Origin of the sequence: Chengkuizengella sediminis (assembly GCF_010078385.1) — a bacterium.
GTDB lineage: Bacteria > Bacillota > Bacilli > Paenibacillales > KCTC-33759 > Chengkuizengella > Chengkuizengella sediminis.
The window spans coordinates 142,240-160,428 of the sequence record NZ_SIJC01000001.1 but is presented as its reverse complement, the minus strand read 5'-3'; the positions used below and the strand labels follow the sequence as shown (position 1 = coordinate 160,428).

20 protein-coding genes are annotated in these 18,189 nt (G+C 31.4%); 17 read left to right on the top strand and 3 right to left on the bottom strand.

Annotated features, from left to right (window positions below):
• Window positions 1-277 precede the first annotated feature (277 nt).
• The 12 genes from EPK97_RS00750 to EPK97_RS00695 all read left to right on the top strand — a co-directional run bounded on the left by EPK97_RS00750 (window position 278) and on the right by EPK97_RS00695 (window position 12,845).
• Window positions 278-1,405: a cation:proton antiporter domain-containing protein gene (locus tag EPK97_RS00750; protein ID WP_162034685.1), complete on the top strand. Its 1,128-nt coding sequence runs from the start codon at window positions 278-280 to the stop codon at window positions 1,403-1,405.
• A gap of 146 nt (window positions 1,406-1,551) precedes the next feature.
• On the top strand, window positions 1,552-2,046 hold the full coding sequence (locus EPK97_RS00745; RefSeq protein WP_162034684.1) for an arsinothricin resistance N-acetyltransferase ArsN1 family A: 495 nt from the start codon (window positions 1,552-1,554) through the stop codon (window positions 2,044-2,046).
• A gap of 287 nt (window positions 2,047-2,333) precedes the next feature.
• Complete coding sequence (locus EPK97_RS00740) at window positions 2,334-2,660, top strand: antibiotic biosynthesis monooxygenase family protein (RefSeq protein WP_162034683.1); 327 nt, start codon at window positions 2,334-2,336, stop codon at window positions 2,658-2,660.
• A gap of 231 nt (window positions 2,661-2,891) precedes the next feature.
• Window positions 2,892-3,584, top strand: a complete 693-nt coding sequence (locus EPK97_RS00735) for a CoA transferase subunit A (RefSeq protein WP_162034682.1) — start codon at window positions 2,892-2,894, stop codon at window positions 3,582-3,584.
• Window positions 3,585-3,597: 13 nt separating this feature from the next.
• A complete protein-coding gene (locus EPK97_RS00730) occupies window positions 3,598-4,257 on the top strand; it encodes a 3-oxoacid CoA-transferase subunit B (protein ID WP_162034681.1) in 660 nt (219 codons plus the stop codon).
• 26 nt (window positions 4,258-4,283) lie between these two features.
• Window positions 4,284-5,462 (top strand): thiolase family protein, encoded by a 1,179-nt coding sequence (locus EPK97_RS00725; protein ID WP_162034680.1) that lies wholly within the window; start codon window positions 4,284-4,286, stop codon window positions 5,460-5,462.
• A 138-nt stretch (window positions 5,463-5,600) separates the two neighbouring features.
• A complete protein-coding gene (locus EPK97_RS00720; RefSeq protein WP_162034679.1) occupies window positions 5,601-6,851 on the top strand; it encodes a MerR family transcriptional regulator in 1,251 nt (416 codons plus the stop codon).
• 59 nt (window positions 6,852-6,910) lie between these two features.
• On the top strand, window positions 6,911-7,723 hold the full coding sequence (locus EPK97_RS00715) for a phosphotransferase family protein (RefSeq protein WP_162034678.1): 813 nt from the start codon (window positions 6,911-6,913) through the stop codon (window positions 7,721-7,723).
• A 72-nt stretch (window positions 7,724-7,795) separates the two neighbouring features.
• Window positions 7,796-8,506, top strand: a complete 711-nt coding sequence (locus tag EPK97_RS00710; protein WP_162034677.1) for an alpha/beta fold hydrolase — start codon at window positions 7,796-7,798, stop codon at window positions 8,504-8,506.
• Between the two features lie 229 nt (window positions 8,507-8,735).
• Window positions 8,736-10,025 (top strand): MFS transporter, encoded by a 1,290-nt coding sequence (locus EPK97_RS00705; RefSeq protein ID WP_162034676.1) that lies wholly within the window; start codon window positions 8,736-8,738, stop codon window positions 10,023-10,025.
• A gap of 69 nt (window positions 10,026-10,094) precedes the next feature.
• The gene (locus EPK97_RS00700; RefSeq protein ID WP_162034675.1) at window positions 10,095-11,351 is read left to right on the top strand and encodes a MerR family transcriptional regulator; all 1,257 of its coding nucleotides are present in this window, start codon (window positions 10,095-10,097) and stop codon (window positions 11,349-11,351) included.
• Between the two features lie 207 nt (window positions 11,352-11,558).
• The gene (locus EPK97_RS00695; RefSeq protein ID WP_162034674.1) at window positions 11,559-12,845 is read left to right on the top strand and encodes an MFS transporter; all 1,287 of its coding nucleotides are present in this window, start codon (window positions 11,559-11,561) and stop codon (window positions 12,843-12,845) included.
• A gap of 36 nt (window positions 12,846-12,881) precedes the next feature.
• On the opposite strand, the gene EPK97_RS00690 is transcribed toward EPK97_RS00695, so the two are convergent.
• Window positions 12,882-13,214: a glycosyltransferase gene (locus EPK97_RS00690; RefSeq protein WP_170295419.1), complete on the bottom strand. Its 333-nt coding sequence runs from the start codon at window positions 13,212-13,214 to the stop codon at window positions 12,882-12,884.
• Between the two features lie 163 nt (window positions 13,215-13,377).
• On the opposite strand from EPK97_RS00690, the gene bluB reads away from it, so the two are divergent.
• The 4 genes from bluB (at window position 13,378) to EPK97_RS00670 (ending at window position 15,449) form a co-directional block, all read left to right on the top strand.
• Window positions 13,378-14,022, top strand: a complete 645-nt coding sequence (gene bluB / locus EPK97_RS00685) for a 5,6-dimethylbenzimidazole synthase (RefSeq protein ID WP_162034673.1) — start codon at window positions 13,378-13,380, stop codon at window positions 14,020-14,022.
• Window positions 14,023-14,094: 72 nt separating this feature from the next.
• The gene (locus tag EPK97_RS00680; RefSeq protein WP_162034672.1) at window positions 14,095-14,568 is read left to right on the top strand and encodes a methylated-DNA--[protein]-cysteine S-methyltransferase; all 474 of its coding nucleotides are present in this window, start codon (window positions 14,095-14,097) and stop codon (window positions 14,566-14,568) included.
• 69 nt (window positions 14,569-14,637) lie between these two features.
• Complete coding sequence (locus tag EPK97_RS00675) at window positions 14,638-15,135, top strand: DinB family protein (protein ID WP_162034671.1); 498 nt, start codon at window positions 14,638-14,640, stop codon at window positions 15,133-15,135.
• Between the two features lie 83 nt (window positions 15,136-15,218).
• Window positions 15,219-15,449, top strand: coding sequence for a hypothetical protein (locus tag EPK97_RS00670; protein WP_162034670.1), 231 nt, complete (start codon window positions 15,219-15,221; stop codon window positions 15,447-15,449).
• Window positions 15,450-15,551: 102 nt separating this feature from the next.
• On the opposite strand, the gene EPK97_RS00665 is transcribed toward EPK97_RS00670, so the two are convergent.
• Window positions 15,552-15,992, bottom strand: coding sequence for a Dps family protein (locus tag EPK97_RS00665; RefSeq protein ID WP_162034669.1), 441 nt, complete (start codon window positions 15,990-15,992; stop codon window positions 15,552-15,554).
• Between the two features lie 75 nt (window positions 15,993-16,067).
• Entirely contained in the window at window positions 16,068-17,168 is a 1,101-nt protein-coding gene (gene xerS / locus EPK97_RS00660) for a tyrosine recombinase XerS (RefSeq protein WP_162034668.1), read from the bottom strand.
• A 219-nt stretch (window positions 17,169-17,387) separates the two neighbouring features.
• On the opposite strand from xerS, the gene EPK97_RS00655 reads away from it, so the two are divergent.
• Complete coding sequence (locus EPK97_RS00655) at window positions 17,388-18,098, top strand: DUF899 domain-containing protein (protein ID WP_162034667.1); 711 nt, start codon at window positions 17,388-17,390, stop codon at window positions 18,096-18,098.
• The last annotated feature ends 91 nt before the right edge of the window (window positions 18,099-18,189 follow it).

The window sequence follows — 18,189 nt, the reverse complement described above, 5'->3', positions numbered from 1 at the left end:
CTCAATAGAGTGAGGGTTTTTATGAAGAAACAACCGTGGTTATACCATTAAATGATAACTTTATAAAGTTTTAAAATATTTTTATTTAAAATGTGAAACGATTGTCACATCAACTCCGTATTTCCATATGGGATCACAACGAAAGCGAATGTATTCTTAGATAGCATTGATTTGTTTTTGTCATAGTTATCTCTATAACATTTACAATTAGTATGTTTTTTATTGTATAAGGAATACTATCCAAAAGCTTTTGTAATTTGGAAAAGGGGGAGAATAAGTGCTTATCATTGAATTAGCAGCTATATTGTTATTTTCAAAAATAGCTGGAGATATTAGTGTAAGATTAGGGCAGCCAGCAGTATTAGGAAAATTATTAATTGGTATCGTATTAGGTCCAACTGTTTTAGGGATTGTTACGAATACAGATGTTTTAGAAGAAATCAGTCAAATTGGTGTTATCTTGTTAATGTTTATTGCAGGACTTGAAACGGATGTACAAGAATTTAAAAGAACGGGAAAAGCTTCTACATATGTAGGTGTATTAGGGATTGTTGTTCCACTAACTGCAGGTTATCTAGCAGGGATTTATATGGAATTACCAACATTGGAAGCTGTTTTTCTTGGATTGTTACTTTCTGCAACGAGTGTAAGTATTTCAGTTCAAGCTTTAAAAGAAATGGGTAAATTGAAGTCAAAAGAAGGTACTACGATTTTAGGAGCAGCCGTAATTGACGATATCCTTGTCATTATATCATTAGCATTTCTAATGAGTTTAGCTGGTGGAGATGTTCAGTTAGGGGAAGTTATTCTAAAGAAAGTGCTTTTCTTTGTTGTAGCTATTGGTTTGGCTTGGAAAGTAGTACCATGGGTGTTGAAAAAATTTGCTCCTCTTAAGGTGAGTGAGGCAGTTATATCTGCAGGATTAATTATTTGTTTCAGTTACGCCTTTCTTGCTGAATATGCGGGGGTAGCTGGTATCATAGGTGCTTATATCGCAGGTGTAGCAATTAGTTTAACCAACTATAAACATGAAGTATTTGAAAAAGTAGAAACGATTAGTTATTCCATTTTCGTACCCGTATTTTTTACATCTATTGGTGTTACGATTGAGTTTATAGGAATAGGAGATCAAATTTGGCTTATTGTTTTTCTCAGTATCATTGCAATCTTAACTAAGTTACTTGGTTCAGCAGTAGGAGCAAAACTTGCAGGTTTTAATTGGAGAAGTTCATTTGGAATTGGATCGGGAATGGTTTCTAGAGGGGAAGTGGCATTAATTATTGCGGCTATAGGATTAGAGGCAGCCTTATTAACTGAGAAGTTATTTGCAGTTATTGTAGTAGTGGTCTTAATTACAACTATTTTAACCCCACCTATGATGAAATTGTTTTTTCAAAAAAAATAAACTTAAATAAATTAACTACCCTTAGAACAAATTATATTGATTATTTGTGTTGACAAAAATCAAATTTGTAAGATAAGATACACTATATCAAAAATTATTGATTTATTGATAATAAAATATAATTTAAAGAGGGGGGGGACATACAAATGGAAATTAGATTGGCTGAGTTTAAAGATCTGATGCCTATTTTAAACATTTATAATCAGGGGATTGCAGATCGTATTGCTACTCTTGAAACAGAAGCGAAAAATATGGAATACATAAACAATTGGTTTAAAAATCGAGAAGAAAGATATGTGGTTATTGTAGCTGAAGAAAATGAACAGATTGTAGGTTGGGCATCTATTAATCCATATAATAATAGGTGTGCATATGATGGAGTAGGAGAAATAGCTATATATATTGAACGGGATAATCGTGGAAAGGGCATTGGAAAAGTACTTTTAAGAGAACTTGAATTGAAGGCAACACAATTTGATTTTCATAAATTATTACTCTTTACATTTCCTTTTAACAAGTTAGGTCAAGCTCTTTATTTAAAAATGGGGTATAGAGAAGTTGGGGTCTTTAAAAATCAAGGAATATTAGATGGGAAATTTGTAGATGTGATGGCGATGGAAAAAATTATTATAAATACATAATTTTTAAAATTAAAATGATATTTCTATTAAGCAGAAGTAATATAATATGGTTGGAACTTTTAAAGAAGATTGGAAATTATTGTGTTATACTTGATGAAGTATCTTAAAAAACTCAATGACTTGGCTAACTATTAAACCGCACCTGCTATAATGTTACTTTGATGAAAATGGCGAATTTATTAAAAAAAATTACATAGCAAAATATTAAAAGACATAAAAAATTTCACAGTATAAGATAGATAGGTTAATGATAATTAAACTAACTAACTTATTGGAGGGGATTAAAAATGAGTGGAATTGCTAAAACACCTCAGCCACCATATTATGCAGTGATCTTCTCTAACCAGCGAACAGAAGGTGACAATGGTTATGGTAAAATGGCTGACAAAATGGTAGAGTTGGCTTCCCAGCAACAGGGATTTTTAGGTGTGGAAAGTGCACGTGATGAGGGATTGGGCATCACCGTATCCTATTGGGATTCTTTAGATGCAATTAAAGTATGGAAGGTAAACTCAGAACACAAAATAGCTCAAGACAAAGGTATATCAAAATGGTATAAAAACTTCTCACTTAGGGTTTGTAAAGTAGAGAGAGATAAGTATTTCGAAATGTAGTTTCTTCAAGACTAATTATATGCATTTATTTTTTTACCCTAGCAAGCTCTTTGATCCTGTTTTATAATAATTAAAACAGGATTTTTTTTAGAGGGGGATTACATATACAGTTCAAGGATATATCGGAATAATCTTTTTTAGAAACCATATCTTATTTATGTAATCTTTCTGTCATAAAGTTTGACAAATCTTCAAGTAGTTATATCAGTATATCTAAGGAGGTCATATGAAATGAAGCAAATACACTCTTCTTTTCAAGATGCAGTTAAGAACATTCATGATGGTTCAACGCTTATGGTAGGTGGATTTGGATTAGTTGGCATTCCTGAAAACTTATTATTAGCTTTAGTTGAAACAGGAGTGAAGGATTTAACAATTATATCTAACAACTGTGGTGTTGATGATTGGGGATTAGGACTGCTCTTGAAAAATAAACAGATTAAAAAAATGGTAGGTTCATACGTGGGAGAAAACAAAGAATTTGAACGCCAAGTGTTAGCTGGAGAAATAGAAATTGAACTAATTCCTCAAGGTACGTTAGCAGAACGAATTCGTGCAGGTGGAGCAGGGATACCAGCTTTTTATACTCCTGCTGGAGTAGGAACATCCATAGCTGAAGGTAAGGAAGTAAGAGAATTTAATGGAAAAGAATACTTGTTAGAGGCCGCTTTAACTGCTGACTACAGTTTAGTCAGAGCCATTAAAGGCGATAAAATGGGGAACCTAGTTTATAATAAAACGGCTAGAAACTTTAATCCCATGATTGCTGCGGCAGGAAAAACAACCATTGCAGAATTAGAAGAATTAGTAGAAATAGGACAAATAGAGCCTGATCAAATTCACACACCGGGTGTTTATGTGCAAAATATAATTGTTGGGCATCAAGAAAAACGAATTGAAAGAAAAACAATGAAACAAATATAAAGGAGAGAAGAACATGTCTGATAAACATCTTATTCGTGAGACCATTGCTAGAAGAGCAGAGCAAGAAATTGAAAGCGGTTTCTATGTAAACTTAGGAATTGGTATGCCTACGTTGGTTGCAAATTATTTACAAAAAGATAAGCAGGTTGTTCTTCAATCTGAAAACGGATTATTGGGAATAGGTCCGTTTCCGACCGAAGATGAACTAGATCCAGATCTCATCAACGCTGGAAAAGAAACGGTAACAGCGATTCAAGGTGCTGCTTTTTTTGATAGTGCAGAATCTTTCGGAATGATTCGAGGTGGGCATATTGATATCGCTATTCTTGGCGGTATGGAGGTCTCTAAGAATGGAGATTTAGCAAATTGGATGATACCTGGAAAGATGATTAAAGGAATGGGAGGAGCAATGGATTTAGTCCATGGTGCAAAAAGAATCATCGTTATTATGGAGCATCTTAGTAAAAGTGGCAAGCATAAAATTGTAAATCAGTGTGCGCTCCCACTTACAGGTAAAGGTGTAGTGGATAGAATTATTACGGAGCGTGCTGTTCTTGATGTAACCGATAATGGGTTAAAGCTTGTAGAAATCTTGGATGGTAGTTCTATATCAGAGATCCAGGCTGCAACAGAACCTAATCTAATCATAGAGGAAACTTTACTTAGACAATAATCTTTCCTGACCTGAGGGGGATAAACATGAGAAATGTAGTGATTGTATCAGCTGTGCGAACGCCTATTGGAACATTTGGGGGTGTTTTTAAAGAACTGAGTCCTATAGATTTAGTAGTACCTGTATTACAAGAAGCGGTTAAAAGGAGTAACATTCATAAGGAAGAAGTAAATGAAATTATTTTAGGACATTGTATTCAAAGAACAGATATGCCCAATATTGCAAGAACTGCGAGCCTAATAGCTGGATTTCCAGACACAACTACAGGTTTCACAATTCAACGTCAATGCTCATCAGGTATGCAAGCCATTATTTCTGCTGCCTTACAGATTCAAACTGGGTTATCAGATACCGTTGTCGCCGGTGGTGTAGAAGCAATGAGCTCTAGTCCATATGTGCTCCATGAACATAGATGGGGAAAAAGATTACAACATGGGAAAATATCAGATAGTGTTTGGGAAATATTAGAGGACCCAATCCATCATATTATGATGGGTGAAACAGCAGAAAACTTGGTAGATATGCATAACATTACACGTGAAGAACAAGATGAGATATCATTGCTTAGTCATCAAAGAGCATTTCATGCAATTAATAATGGGTATTTTGATTCTCAAATTGTACCAATCAAGGTCAAGAGTCGAAAACGTGAAACGATAGTTACAAAAGATGAACACCCACGTGAAAATATTACGATAGAAAATCTGATGAAATTAAAGCCGGCTTTTCGTGATAATGGAACCGTGACTGCAGGTAATTCATCAGGATTAAATGATGGCGCTGCTGCTCTTGTACTTATGGATGAAGAACTTGCTTTAGAAAGAGGTCTGACCCCTCTAGCAAGAATAGTCGGATTTCAAATAGCTGGAGTAGATCCAAAACTGATGGGCCGTGGACCTGTACCTGCAATTCAGAAAGGCTTAGCAAAAGTAGATTGGTCTTTAGAGGAAGCAGATTTAATTGAAATTAATGAAGCATTTGCAGCTCAATATTTAGCTGTAGAAAAAGAATTAGGATTAGATCGAAATAAAACAAATGTAAATGGCAGTGGCATTAGTTTAGGACATCCTATTGGTTGTACCGGTGCAAGAATCGTTACAAGTCTTGTACATGAATTAAAAAGGCAAGAATTGAAAAAGGGGATTGCCTCCCTTTGTGTAGGTGGAGGCATGGGGACTTCTTTATTTTTAGAAACAAATGGTTAAATGGAGCAAAAAATCAGGAAGCAAAGTTTCCTGGTTTTTTCTTTTCTCAGAATCAGTTTAAATCAAATAAAAATTCAAAAAACAGTAACGTATATGAGTGGTATAATAGACCAAAATACGATTTCAAGGTGATACATTTTGAAAATAGGACAATTCGCTAAAAACAATAATGTCAGCATTGATACAGTTAGACATTATATGGAGATAGGATTAATCATTCCTGAAAAAAGGACAGGGCAATATCAATTTGATGACAAATGTAATGAGGATATTCAAGATATTATTTATTTGAAAGACTTAGAATTTACTTTAAATGAAATCAAAAAGATTTTTCAATATAAAAGACTAGGCAAATTATCAGCATTACAAAATAATCAATATTATAAGAGATTGTTCGAAGAGAAGTATGAAGAAATTGAGTTAAAAATCAATCAATATCAGAATGCTAAACAAAAACTGAAGAATGAAATTGTAAGATTACATAACTCAGATGACCATAAGTATCAACAAATCGGTATTCCTTTTTCCGCTTTATCTCTTTTTGAATGTAAGAAGTGTAGCTCAGAATTAAGTATTTCTAATGGAGATATACAATACAATCAAATATTAAATGGAACGTTGCATTGTGAATGTGACGAACAATATATTATTAAGGATGGCATACTGTTTAGTTCTGATACAGTCGGAGACTCGAACCATCTTCAAAAACAAGATCAAGTTATGAATGATTTCAGCCATTTTTTATCTGAATATATTAAAGAAACAGATGATGAATTTATTAATAATATATTAAAAACAATTGATATAACCTTTAAAAAATTAGATCTGAATGATCTTAAAAACAAAACAATGTTACATTTAGGAACAGGATTAGGTTTTTCACTAAGACATATATATGATTCACTTCCAAATAAAACACTATATATTGCAGTTGATCACGATTATCAAAGACATCAAGTATTAAAGAGTATTCTAGAAACTTATAATATAAGAAAAAACATCCTATTTATTTGTTCTGACTTTTTAAACATCCCGATTAAAAATCAATCTATAGATTATTTAATTGATACGGGTACTTCAACTTATAATAGTAATCACGAATCGTTTTTACTGAAAGAAATCCAGCATTATTTGAAAAGTAAAAGTTATTTAGTAGGATCATATATATACTATAGCAACTTTCACGTGCAAAATAATACAATCGAAGAGCCTTTTAGAAAATACTTTCAAATTGAAAATATTAAAGATGAGATCAATAAATTGAATTATGATCCTATATTTAATGAATCAATTATTTATTCTGATAAAACACCTGGTAAGTATGAAATTAATATTTTTGAAGGTGAAAAAGTCTATAGCTATATGTACATAGGGAAAAAATTAGGTTAACCAGTTATATTCTAAAAGTCTATCTAATTTTAAATAATAAACGGATTGGATGAAGAAATTTGAATAAAAATGATAGAAACATAGAAAAAATGATAGGTCAGGGAAGAACTGCTGATATTTATGAATATGGGGAGAATCAAGTTTTAAAATTATTTAAAAATAATATAGGTGAACAGAGCATAATCGATGAATACAATCAAAGTAAAATCGTACAAGAGAGTGGATTAGATGTACCGTCTGTATCAGAAATGGTTGATATAAATGATAGGAAAGGCATTGTATATGAAAAAATAGATGGTAAAACAATGTTCCAAACATTATCTAGTCAACCTATGAAAATGAAAAGCATGGCTAGGCAGATGGCTCAATTGCAGTATTCTATTCATCAAACTAGTAGTCATGAACTGCCTGATCAAAAAGAAATATTAGAACGTTTTATTCAAGGAGCGGATCTAATTGATGACCGTCAAAAAGAAAAAATCATCCACTATCTTCATCAGTTACCGAATGGAAACGTGATTTGTCATGGGGATTACCATCCTGATAATGTGATGATTACACCAACCAATGTAAAAATTATTGATTGGAATAACGCAAGTAGAGGACATCATCTAGCAGATGTAACAAGAACATTTCTTTTGTTAAAATACGGTACTATACCAGCACACCTTTCATTGCAATTGAAGTTTTTTGATGAGGTTGGCAAGAAACAATTTTATAGGCAATATTTGAAAACTTATTTATCCTTATCTGGGGATTCCATAAATGATATTCATAAATGGGAGGTCCCGATTGCAGCTGCCAGATTAGCGGAAGGGATACCAGATGAGGAAAAACAAATGCTGTATGATCAAATCTTAAAAACAATATGATGTAAATACAATCATCAACATATTTTTAATCAAAAAAATCAATTTACTTGTTTAATACAGGGGGGGATTTCATTGTTATTACATACTGAAATTTATGGTGATGGTGAACCGATTTTATTTTTACATACAGGTCTGCAAACAGGGTTAACTGACTTTGAACATCAAAGAGACTATTTTAAGCAAAATTATAAAGTCGTTCTTCCAGATTTAAGAGGACATGGTAAGTCTATTGAACATAATTTTTCAAATTATTTCGAAGAAAGCGCAATGGATTTATTAGAAACTATTCACTATTATAATCTTTCAAACGTTCATATAGTTGGCTGCTCTCTAGGAGCTTTAGTGGCATTAAAATTTGCAAATAAGTATCCCGAGAAAGTTAAAACTCTGACCATTTCTGGAATCATGCCTGAAAAACCTGATGATTGGATAAAGATTCACAATGAGCAAGTTGAAAAACAAACTCAAATTTTACAAAACAAACAAATCGTAGCCCACTTTGACAACATTCACGCATCTGATTGGAAGCAGTTTATTTATATGGCACATAACGAAGAATGGTATCCATTTGAAGAAACAAAAAATGTAGGAAACTTTAATTTTCCTGTATTGTTTATGGTAGGTGAAGGAAATAAAAATGAAATAAATGGTGCGATGATTTATCCAAGAAGGAATGATAAAATACATATTTCTATCATTCCTTTTGCTTCTCATCTAGTGCACTCAGAACAACCACAAATATATACTCATGTATTAGAAGAGTTTATTAACCAATCTAAATAATACTTACTTCATTTCCTTATAAATGAAGACCTCTTAAGATTGGGTTAACCCGATCATGAACGATTTTTTTTAAAATTTAGAATTAAATTTACCTGTTGTTGTCGCCCCATCCCGATGATTTACACTTTTTATGAAGAGTTAAGTACTGGAAAAAATACATTCAAAATGTGATTAAATGTTCATTATTTTCACATAGTACTTTACTTGTAATTTGAAGGAGGACAACAATATGAAAGTGAATGTAATTAAATCATTAAGAGATCCAAAATCTGATCTAAAAAATATTCTATTATTAGGATCAGGTCAATTTGTTTCAATGTTTGGCACATCGATTTATTCTTTTGCAATCAGTTTATACATCTTAACGGTAACAGGATCTGGATTATCCTTTGCTACAAATTTAGTACTATCTATTTTACCAACGATCATATTAGGACCTATTGCTGGAGTATTAACAGACAGATTAAATCGTAAAATGATTATTGTAGGCTCAGATTTATTAAGTGGAGCGGTGCTGCTGCTTTTATTTTTTGTCAGTTTTGTACAATTCAATTTAATCTGGATTTACACCGTTACACTGATATTGAACATCCTTAGTACATTATTTTTTGTTTGTTTAGAATCTGCAAAGCCAAATGTCGTACTTGAAAAGAATTTAATGAAAGTGAATGCTTTAACGCAAATGATTTCTTCAAGTTCTTTTATTTTGGGCCCCATGATAGGCGGTTTAGTATTTGCTTTTATGGACATTAAATTATTCATTTTAATCAATGCAATATCTTTCCTTGTTTCAAGTTTATCTGAACTTCTTATTAATTTTAACTTCAGTACTGTTGATGACACGAAAGAAGTTAAAAAAGAGAAAACAAGAATCTTCAAAGATATGAAAGAAGGTTTCTTATATTTAATCAGTCAAAAACAATTAACTGGAGTTCTAGGGTTATTCATACTCATCAATATTCTATATACGTTTTCAGTTCAAATCCCTATACCCTATATCATTATTAATGTGTTGGAACTAAGTGATTTCTCCTTTGGTATCATTGAGGGTGCTTTTCCAATCGGTATGTTATTGGGGGCAATTATTGTAGGTAAATTTAGTGAGAAGTTAATGGAATACAATAAACTATTAATTTTAATGACGATGATTTCATCTGTGTTAATTTTCTTATTAGGTGTACCAATATTAATGATTAGTAATGAATTTAAAATGTTTTACACGATTTATTATGTTTTGATTCATGCGACATTTGGGATTGTTATTTCTTTTGTTGACATCCCTGTGTTGACCTTGTTACAAAAAATGATTCCAGATGAATTAAGAGGTAGAGTTCTTAGTGTTACAGTGACATTAGTGAAAGCGTTTGTACCGTTTGCTATGCTCATATCGGGCAGCTTGTTAAATGTCTTTCCTGCTTTTTGGTTAACTTTAGTTGGGGGAGTATTATTGTTGCTGATAAGTTTGAGATATTACGTTCAAAACGTGAAAAAGACTTCATTAGGATCACAACAAGCTTAAATAAAAACAATGATGATGAAGTTATGGATATGTTTGAAAATGATCAAATAAGAAATTAAGGTGATATGAATGAAAATAGGAGAATTTTCAAAAAAGAATGATATAAGTGTAGACAGCATTAGACATTACATGGACATGGGATTGATCATCGCTGAAAAGGTGGGGGGGAAATATTACTTTGAAGATACTTGCCACCAAGATTTAAAAGATATACTTTACTTTAAAAAACTTGGGTTTACATTACACGAAATACAAACTATTTTTAGATACAAACGTCTTGGAATATTATCGCCCTTTCAGCAATTTGAATATTATACAACTTTATTTGATAATAAATATAAAGAAATTGAAAATAAAATAAAAAAATATGAAGAAACAAAACAATACCTTCAAACTGAAATAGAGTTGAATCAAAGTCGAAGGGAAAAACGTTCAAAACTAGGTATACCTTTATCAGCGCTTTCTCTGATGGTATGCCATCAATGTCGAAGTAATTTAAATGTAAAAAATGCAGAGATTGAAAATAATCAATTATTAAATGGGAGTTTAAAATGTGTCTGTGGGAATCAATATTTCATTGAAGAAGGTATTTTATGTACAGAAGATCAATATGAAAAGCTGAAAATAAGGAAAGAAAATGACCAAATATGTATAACTAAGGATATCATATCAGACTATATTCATACGGTAGATGGCAATCTTATAGATCAAATGTATAAATGTTTAGATTGGATGTATAAGAAAATAGACCCTAATGAAATGGTAAATAAAAATATTTTGGAGCTTGGTACAGGTATAGGTTTATTGCTAAGACATGTTTATGAAATCATTCCAGAAGATTCCTTTTACATTGCTGTAGACCATCAATATGAATGTTTGCAATATGTGAAAAATACATTGGAAACAAGTGATCAAACGAAAAACATACTATTTATTTGCTCTGACTTTTTAAATACCCCTATTAAAAATAAAAGTATAGATTATTTATTTGATCTTGGAGGGACCACGAATTATAACTTTGAACATGACACTTTTTTATTAAAAGAAACTGATCATTATTTAAAGGAAAACTGCAATATATTTGGGACTTATATGTTGTTTAAAAACTTCATAGAAAATAGTATTGTACATCAGCTAAAACAAAGACATTTGTTTACATTTTCAGAAATGGAAAAACAAATGAAAATACTTCAATATGAAACGATCGATGATATCATCTTTGATGATGAAATAAAACCTGAGGATAAATATGAAAGTTATTTTGTTGAAGGAGAAAAAGTATTTTCTTATTGTTATGCTGGGAAAAAAGCACCCTCTAATCGCTAAGATTAGTGGGTTTTACTTATTTAACAATTTAAAATATAAGTAGTGTGTTCCTAACTGAGCTGCTGTATGTCCATAGGTGGGGTTAACCCCACCTATGGACATTTTAAATTGAAAATCAATAAATATATGCTGTTGCTGTTGCCTTATCCCCATGCATTAAACTTTTAGTTAAGACTTTTCTTGACACTTAAAAGGGGGGAGAATTACTTGTATAGTAATCTAATCAAAACGTTCCGAGATCCAAAATCAGATTTAAAAAACTTTATATTATTTTGTTCAGGTCAATTTGTTTCATTATTTGGTACATCTGTATATTCTTTTGCAATTAGTTTATACATTCTAACTGTAACAGGTTCCGGACTTTCATTTGCAACGAACTTAGTATTATCCATTTTACCTACCGTTATATTAGGTCCAGTAGCAGGAGTTTTAACAGATCGTTTAAATCGAAAGATGATTATTGTTGGGACAGATTTAATTAGTGGAATTGTATTACTTATATTGTTCATTGTCAGTTTTGTTCAATTTAATTTGATCTGGATCTATGCTGTAACACTGATACTAAATATACTAAGCACATTATTCTCTGTGTGTTCAGAGTCTGCTAAACCAAATATCGTGAAAGAAAAGAATTTGATGAAGATGAATGCTATATCTAGAATGATTTTATCAGCTTCCTTTATTTTAGGGCCAGTATTAGGTGGTATAGTGTACGCATTTATTGACATAAAAACATTTATTCTAATTAATGCATTTTCTTTTATGATATCAGGTATGTCAGAGTTGTTTATTAACTTTAAATTTAATGTTGAAGAGAAAAAGGATAAAAGTGAGAAGATCAAAATTTTTAGCGATATGAAAGATGGATTAATATTTCTTTTTAATCAAAAAAATTTACTAGGTATGATGATTTTATTTATATTTATCAACTTTTTTTCTACATTTTCAGTTGTAGTTCCAGTACCGTATATATTAACGAATGTCATTGAATTAAGTTCAGTTTCCTTTGGTATCATTGAAGCTTCATTTTCTGTAGGGATGTTATTAGGAGCTATTGTCGTAAGTAAGTTAAATGATCGATTAATGGAATATAACAAATTACTAACTTTATTAACTTTTATTAGTTCAATATTAATACTCCTCATGGGAGCGCCACTGCTCATTTTTAGTTTTGAATACAAGCTGTTTTATACGATTTATTATTCCTTGATTCATATGACTTATGGAGTTGTGATTGCTTTTGTAGATATCCCAGTTATGACAATGTTGCAAAAATTAGTTCCAGACGAATTGAGAGGAAGAGTGATTAGTGTTGCAATTTCAATCGTTAAAGTATTTGTTCCTTTAGCCATGATTACATCTGGCAGTGTTTTAAATGTAATACCTGCATTCTGGTTGCCTTTGACAGGAGGGGGATGTTTGTTGATTATCACGCTTAGATATTATTATGTTGATATTCTTAAACAGCCTTCACTAAAAACACAAGAAACTTAATTTAATGTTAATAAAAAACGTCCACTAAATTATAAACTAGTGGGCGTTTGTATATCCAAAGTTTGTTATAATGATCATCCAAAAATACAAGATGGGTTCCATCCATTGAATTTTATAGTAAGATAAGTATTGATCAAAATTTGTGTGATAAGAAGCAACCATAGGAATGTTGTACTTTTTAGCATTATGATGTCCTAATAAACCCATGTTGAATGGTATAGCAATATGAACTAGAGTGGGGTTAAATTGTTGAATTGATTTTTTAATATGAACAGGGTTAGGAAAGGCAATTCTACATTCAGGATAAAGAGAAAATGGGATGCTGTAATATGTTTGTATATTATCATTGTTTATATCTTTATTACCCAAATGGTATGTAAAATTATAAAATAAAAAATGAAAAATTTTAATTTAAATATATATTTATCTTTATTGTTTTTTAAGGAAACTAAAGTATAATTTGAAAGGGTTTTGTAACTCGTTGAACATCATATTGAATAAGATATGGTATACCACTTTAAGGGGGAAAATGATGTTTTCTGATCAAGAGCGAGATGCAATTTATAAGGTGATCCGTAAAAGAAGAGATGTTCGTTCATTTTTAACTAAATGTATACCAGAAGAAGTGATTGAAAGAATCATTGAAGCAGGACACCATGCACCATCTGTTGGATTTATGCAACCATGGAATTTTATTATCGTTCGTTCACAAAAAATAAAGGAACAACTTGCCTGGGCAGCGGATAAAGAAAGACGGGCTTTGGCGATTCATTATGAGGGTGAACGTCAAGATCATTTTTTAAGTTTAAAAGTTGAGGGATTAAAGGAAGCTCCAATTACCATTTGTGTTACCTGTGATCCAACAAGAGGAGGCACTCATGTACTTGGTCGAAATTCTATTCCTGAAACAGATATGATGTCTGTTGCTTGCTCGATTCAAAATATGTGGCTTGCTTCTTGTGCAGAAGGAATTGCATTAGGTTGGGTCAGCTTTTATAAAAAAAATGATATAAGAGAAATTATGAAAATTCCACCTCACATAGATCCAGTAGCATTGTTATCTCTTGGTTATACAGATGAATATCCAGAAGCCCCAATATTGGAAACAAGTAAATGGGCTAAAAGGGAAGAAATAAGTAAATTAATATATGTGAATCATTGGGGAGAGAAAAAATAACAAAGCAATATTTTAAAAACTTTTTCTTCTTATGTATTGTATAGTTAAATAAATAAGGAGGGAGCTCATCCTATGAACAGCGAATATATACAGTACTATTCTTCACCAGTCGGATTAATACAATGTAAAAGTGTTGACAATCAGTTAATAGAAGTTAATTTTGTGGAGGAAGAGAAAGAGCAAGCTTCAACAAAAATCCCTTCAATTTTAAAAGAAACCTTTAAACAATTGGATGAATACTTTGCAGGGTCAAGAGTGAAATTTGATTTGAATTTACATTTAAATGGCACAGAATTTCAGAATACAGTATGGAACGAACTAACTCGTATTCCTTTTGGAGAAGCAGTATCTTATAAAACTGTAGCAGAAAGAATTGGGAATGAAAAAGCAGTAAGAGCAATTGGGAATGCCAATAATAAAAACAAAATTGTGATCATTATCCCTTGCCATAGAGTTATGGGCAGTAATGGGAAGTTAGTAGGCTATGGTGGAGGATTATGGAGAAAAGAGTGGTTATTGAATCACGAAAATATAGCTTTTCATTGAGCAGGTTATGATATGCATCTCATAGAATATATATATAAAGATTTAAACTATAAAAATGGGGTGTAGGAAATGATGGAGTTTGTAACAGAGATTAGAAATAAGTTAATCCAAAGTGTAGAGGATATGAATAATGAACAAATAAACCAAAAGCGGACAAATGATGATTGGAATATAGTGCAAGTTCTTCACCATTTGTATTTAACTGAATACGCTATTCAAGCTGGTTTCAAACATGTAATCCAAAAAAACAAACAAAATCCAACAACAATCAAATCATTTGAGATTGTAACGAATCGAACGATAAAAAGGGAAGCCCCAGACAATATTCAACCATCTGATCAATACATGTCAAAACAAGATATTTTGAGTCTATTAAGTGAGTCAAGAGATCAATTGATTGGTATTTTAAATAATATTGAAGATCATAGCCTTTTGTCACATCTTTCTTTGTCACATCCTTTTTTAGGTCGTTTAAACTTAGATCAATACTTGGAATTTATAGGCATTCATGAACAAAGACATATAAAACAAATAGAAGACTTGAAATCTAGTATGATAGTCAGTTAATATGAGCGATATAGAGCACAAGAGTGATTTCAATCTGTAATAAAACCCGGATGAAACATAGGATTGGAGAGTGAAGAAGCAAAATGGGGGATATAGATAAAAGAGATCGTTTAAAGGAAAACCCATTCAGTTATAAGATAACTAAAGCGAATAAAACGATGATTTATTGGGATAACAGAATGATCAAAACGTTAAGTGAAAAAGAATCAAAAAAGTTTTTATCTAATATAGAAGGCAAGGATGATTATGCAATTCAACTTATATTAGCCAAACTTACAGGGAATTTTAAGCGGGGAAATGAGAAAAATAATTAAGATTAAGAATTATAGTTGAATTGATATTTTCTAAAAAAAAGTTGATTTATATTTTAAATGCCTATTCTAATAAGAATAGGCATTTAAACATTTATAGTTATCTTATTTACCTAAGTATGCATTTAACATCCATTGATGTTTCTCTAAACTTATTACAATTCCTTCAAGTAAATCTGCTATTCTAATCGCATTCTCATTATCAGCCAATTCAATCGCTTGTTTAATTTCTTCTCCGATTTGAGAGAAGTCATTAATAACAGATTGAACCATTTCATTAGATGAAAGTCCATCTGTAGCTTCTTCAATGGTAGATAGTGTTAAGTAATCTTTTAAACTTGAGGCTGGAATAGCACCAGAAGCCAACATATTTTCAGCAATTTCATCTGAATAACCAGTAACCTCATTATACAGTTCTTCAAATTTCTCATGTAATGTAAAAAAGTGCTCCCCTTTTACAAACCAGTGATAGTGATGAAGTTTTGTGTAAAGTACATTCATGTTGGCTAATTGTTGGTTTAATAATCCTTTTAAGTTCTCATTCATTTAAAAAAACTCCTCTCCAAAATGTAATAAGTAATTTATTTATAATAGTTATTATATAAGAATTATTATAAATAGTCAATTGTTATTACGTTCATTTTCACTAATTCTACGATCAATCGCTTTTTCCATTGTTTTGTCTGTTAAATGTGCGTAGATTTGTGTCGTATCGGTTGAAGCATGTCCTAATTGTTCTTGTGTTTTATATAAATCATTTTGTAAATAATAATCTGTTGCGAAAGAATGTCTTAGTTTATGAACAGTTAAATAAGGCTTTCCGAACCTTTTTGCATATTTAATGACCATTTCTTGAATAGCACGTTTAGACATTCTTTTCCCTTGTTGTGCTCCATTTGGAATAGTAAGAAAGAAAGCTTTCTCTTTTTTCTGTGATTTATAAATTGAACCTCGATTGGATAAGTAATTTTGTATATACTCAATCGCATGATTTCTAAAAAATACTCTAGTTTTAAAAGTTTCATCATGATTCCCTTTTCTATATACATAAACGGTTTGTTTTTTCAAATCAATATCATCTAGGGTTAAATTAACAACTTCTGAAACCCGCAAACCAGAATGGAGAATTAGGCTAATAATGCAGACATCTCTATCCTTGTTGTGGTGATAAAAATATAAAGCTTGTTTATTTTTTGAAATGTCCTGTTCATAACCAGATTTAACATAATCAATAAACTCTACGATTTCACTTTCTTGTAATAACTTTCCTTCTAATTTATTTGCTATTTCTTTCGTTTTATTCGTTCTTTTAATTTCAATCTTAGCCATGACGTTTCTTTTCAAAAGTGGATAAAAGTTCTCGTCTTCTGCTATTTGACTTAAGTAATGGAAAAGTGATCGAAGAGAGGAGAGTTTCCTAGTAATCGTGATTTTAGCATTGGAATTCTCTTTTCTAGTTGCCAAAAATGCTCTGAAATTATCAATACTTTCTGTATGTAGCTTCTCTAAGTGCTCTAAAGGAACATCTTTTATATTTTTAACATCAGATAAACCTTCAGCTAGTAACCAAGATAGAAAAGTACTATAATCTCTAACATATTCAAGTAAAGTAGACGGTGAAAGATCCTGTAATTTGTGATTGATAAATTTTTCAATATACCAAGGCATCGTTGGAATTATTCTATCTAGTTCTTGTCTATCTTTTAATTTTATAATGTTCATCATAAATTCCCCCCTGATAAAAATCTATCATTAAGATGTTTAAACATTAGAATATCCACTTCCTACTATTTTTTCATGAATGAACTAATAAATCAATGCAATATTCCTTGCAAAATAAAAATAAATATGTTACCATAAAGTCACATAATATATGTGACTGAAAAGTAACATTTCAGATTAACATTATGATTAATTTAAATAATAAAGAGGAGGATATTCATGAATAATCAAAAAATAATTTCTAGAGAAGAATGGCTTGAAATACGAAAGGCTCACCTTGAAAAGGAAAAAGCATTTACTCTTCAAAAAGACCAATTGAGTCGTGATAGACGAGAACTCCCTTGGGTAAGGGTAGAAAAGGAATATGTGTTTGATGGTCCAAATGGTAAGGAAACTCTAGAACAGCTTTTTGAGGGAAGAAGTCAACTCATTGTGTATCACTTTATGTTTGGACCTAATGAAAAAGAAGGTTGTAAGAGTTGTTCTTTTTGGGCAGATAACTTTAACGGAGCTATTGTTCATCTCAACCATAGAGATATTACAATGATTGCTGTTTCTAAAGCTGGATTAAGCACATTAGAGGAGTATAAAAAGCGCATGGGATGGAGATTTAAGTGGGTTTCATCCTTTAGTAATGATTTTAACCGTGATTATAAAGTTTCATTTACTAAAGAAGAAATTGAAAAGGGAGAAAAGCTCTATAATTTTGGAACTGTCGAAGCCCCTCACGATGAGGCGCATGGAATCAGTGTCTTTTATAAAAATGAGCAGGGCGAAGTGTTTCATACTTATTCTACTTATTCACGTGGTTTGGACATGGTAAATAGTGCATATCAATATATGGACTTAGTTCCAAAAGGGCGTGGTAACGAAGAAGATCTCTCTTATAGTATGGCATGGGTGCAAAGGCATGATAGCTATAACTATTAATAACCTTGTGGTTACACTACACAAATAAGTAAGGCTAGAAATTGAGGAAGAGAAGAAGATTCCTTATTATTTATATGGGTAATTTGTCACC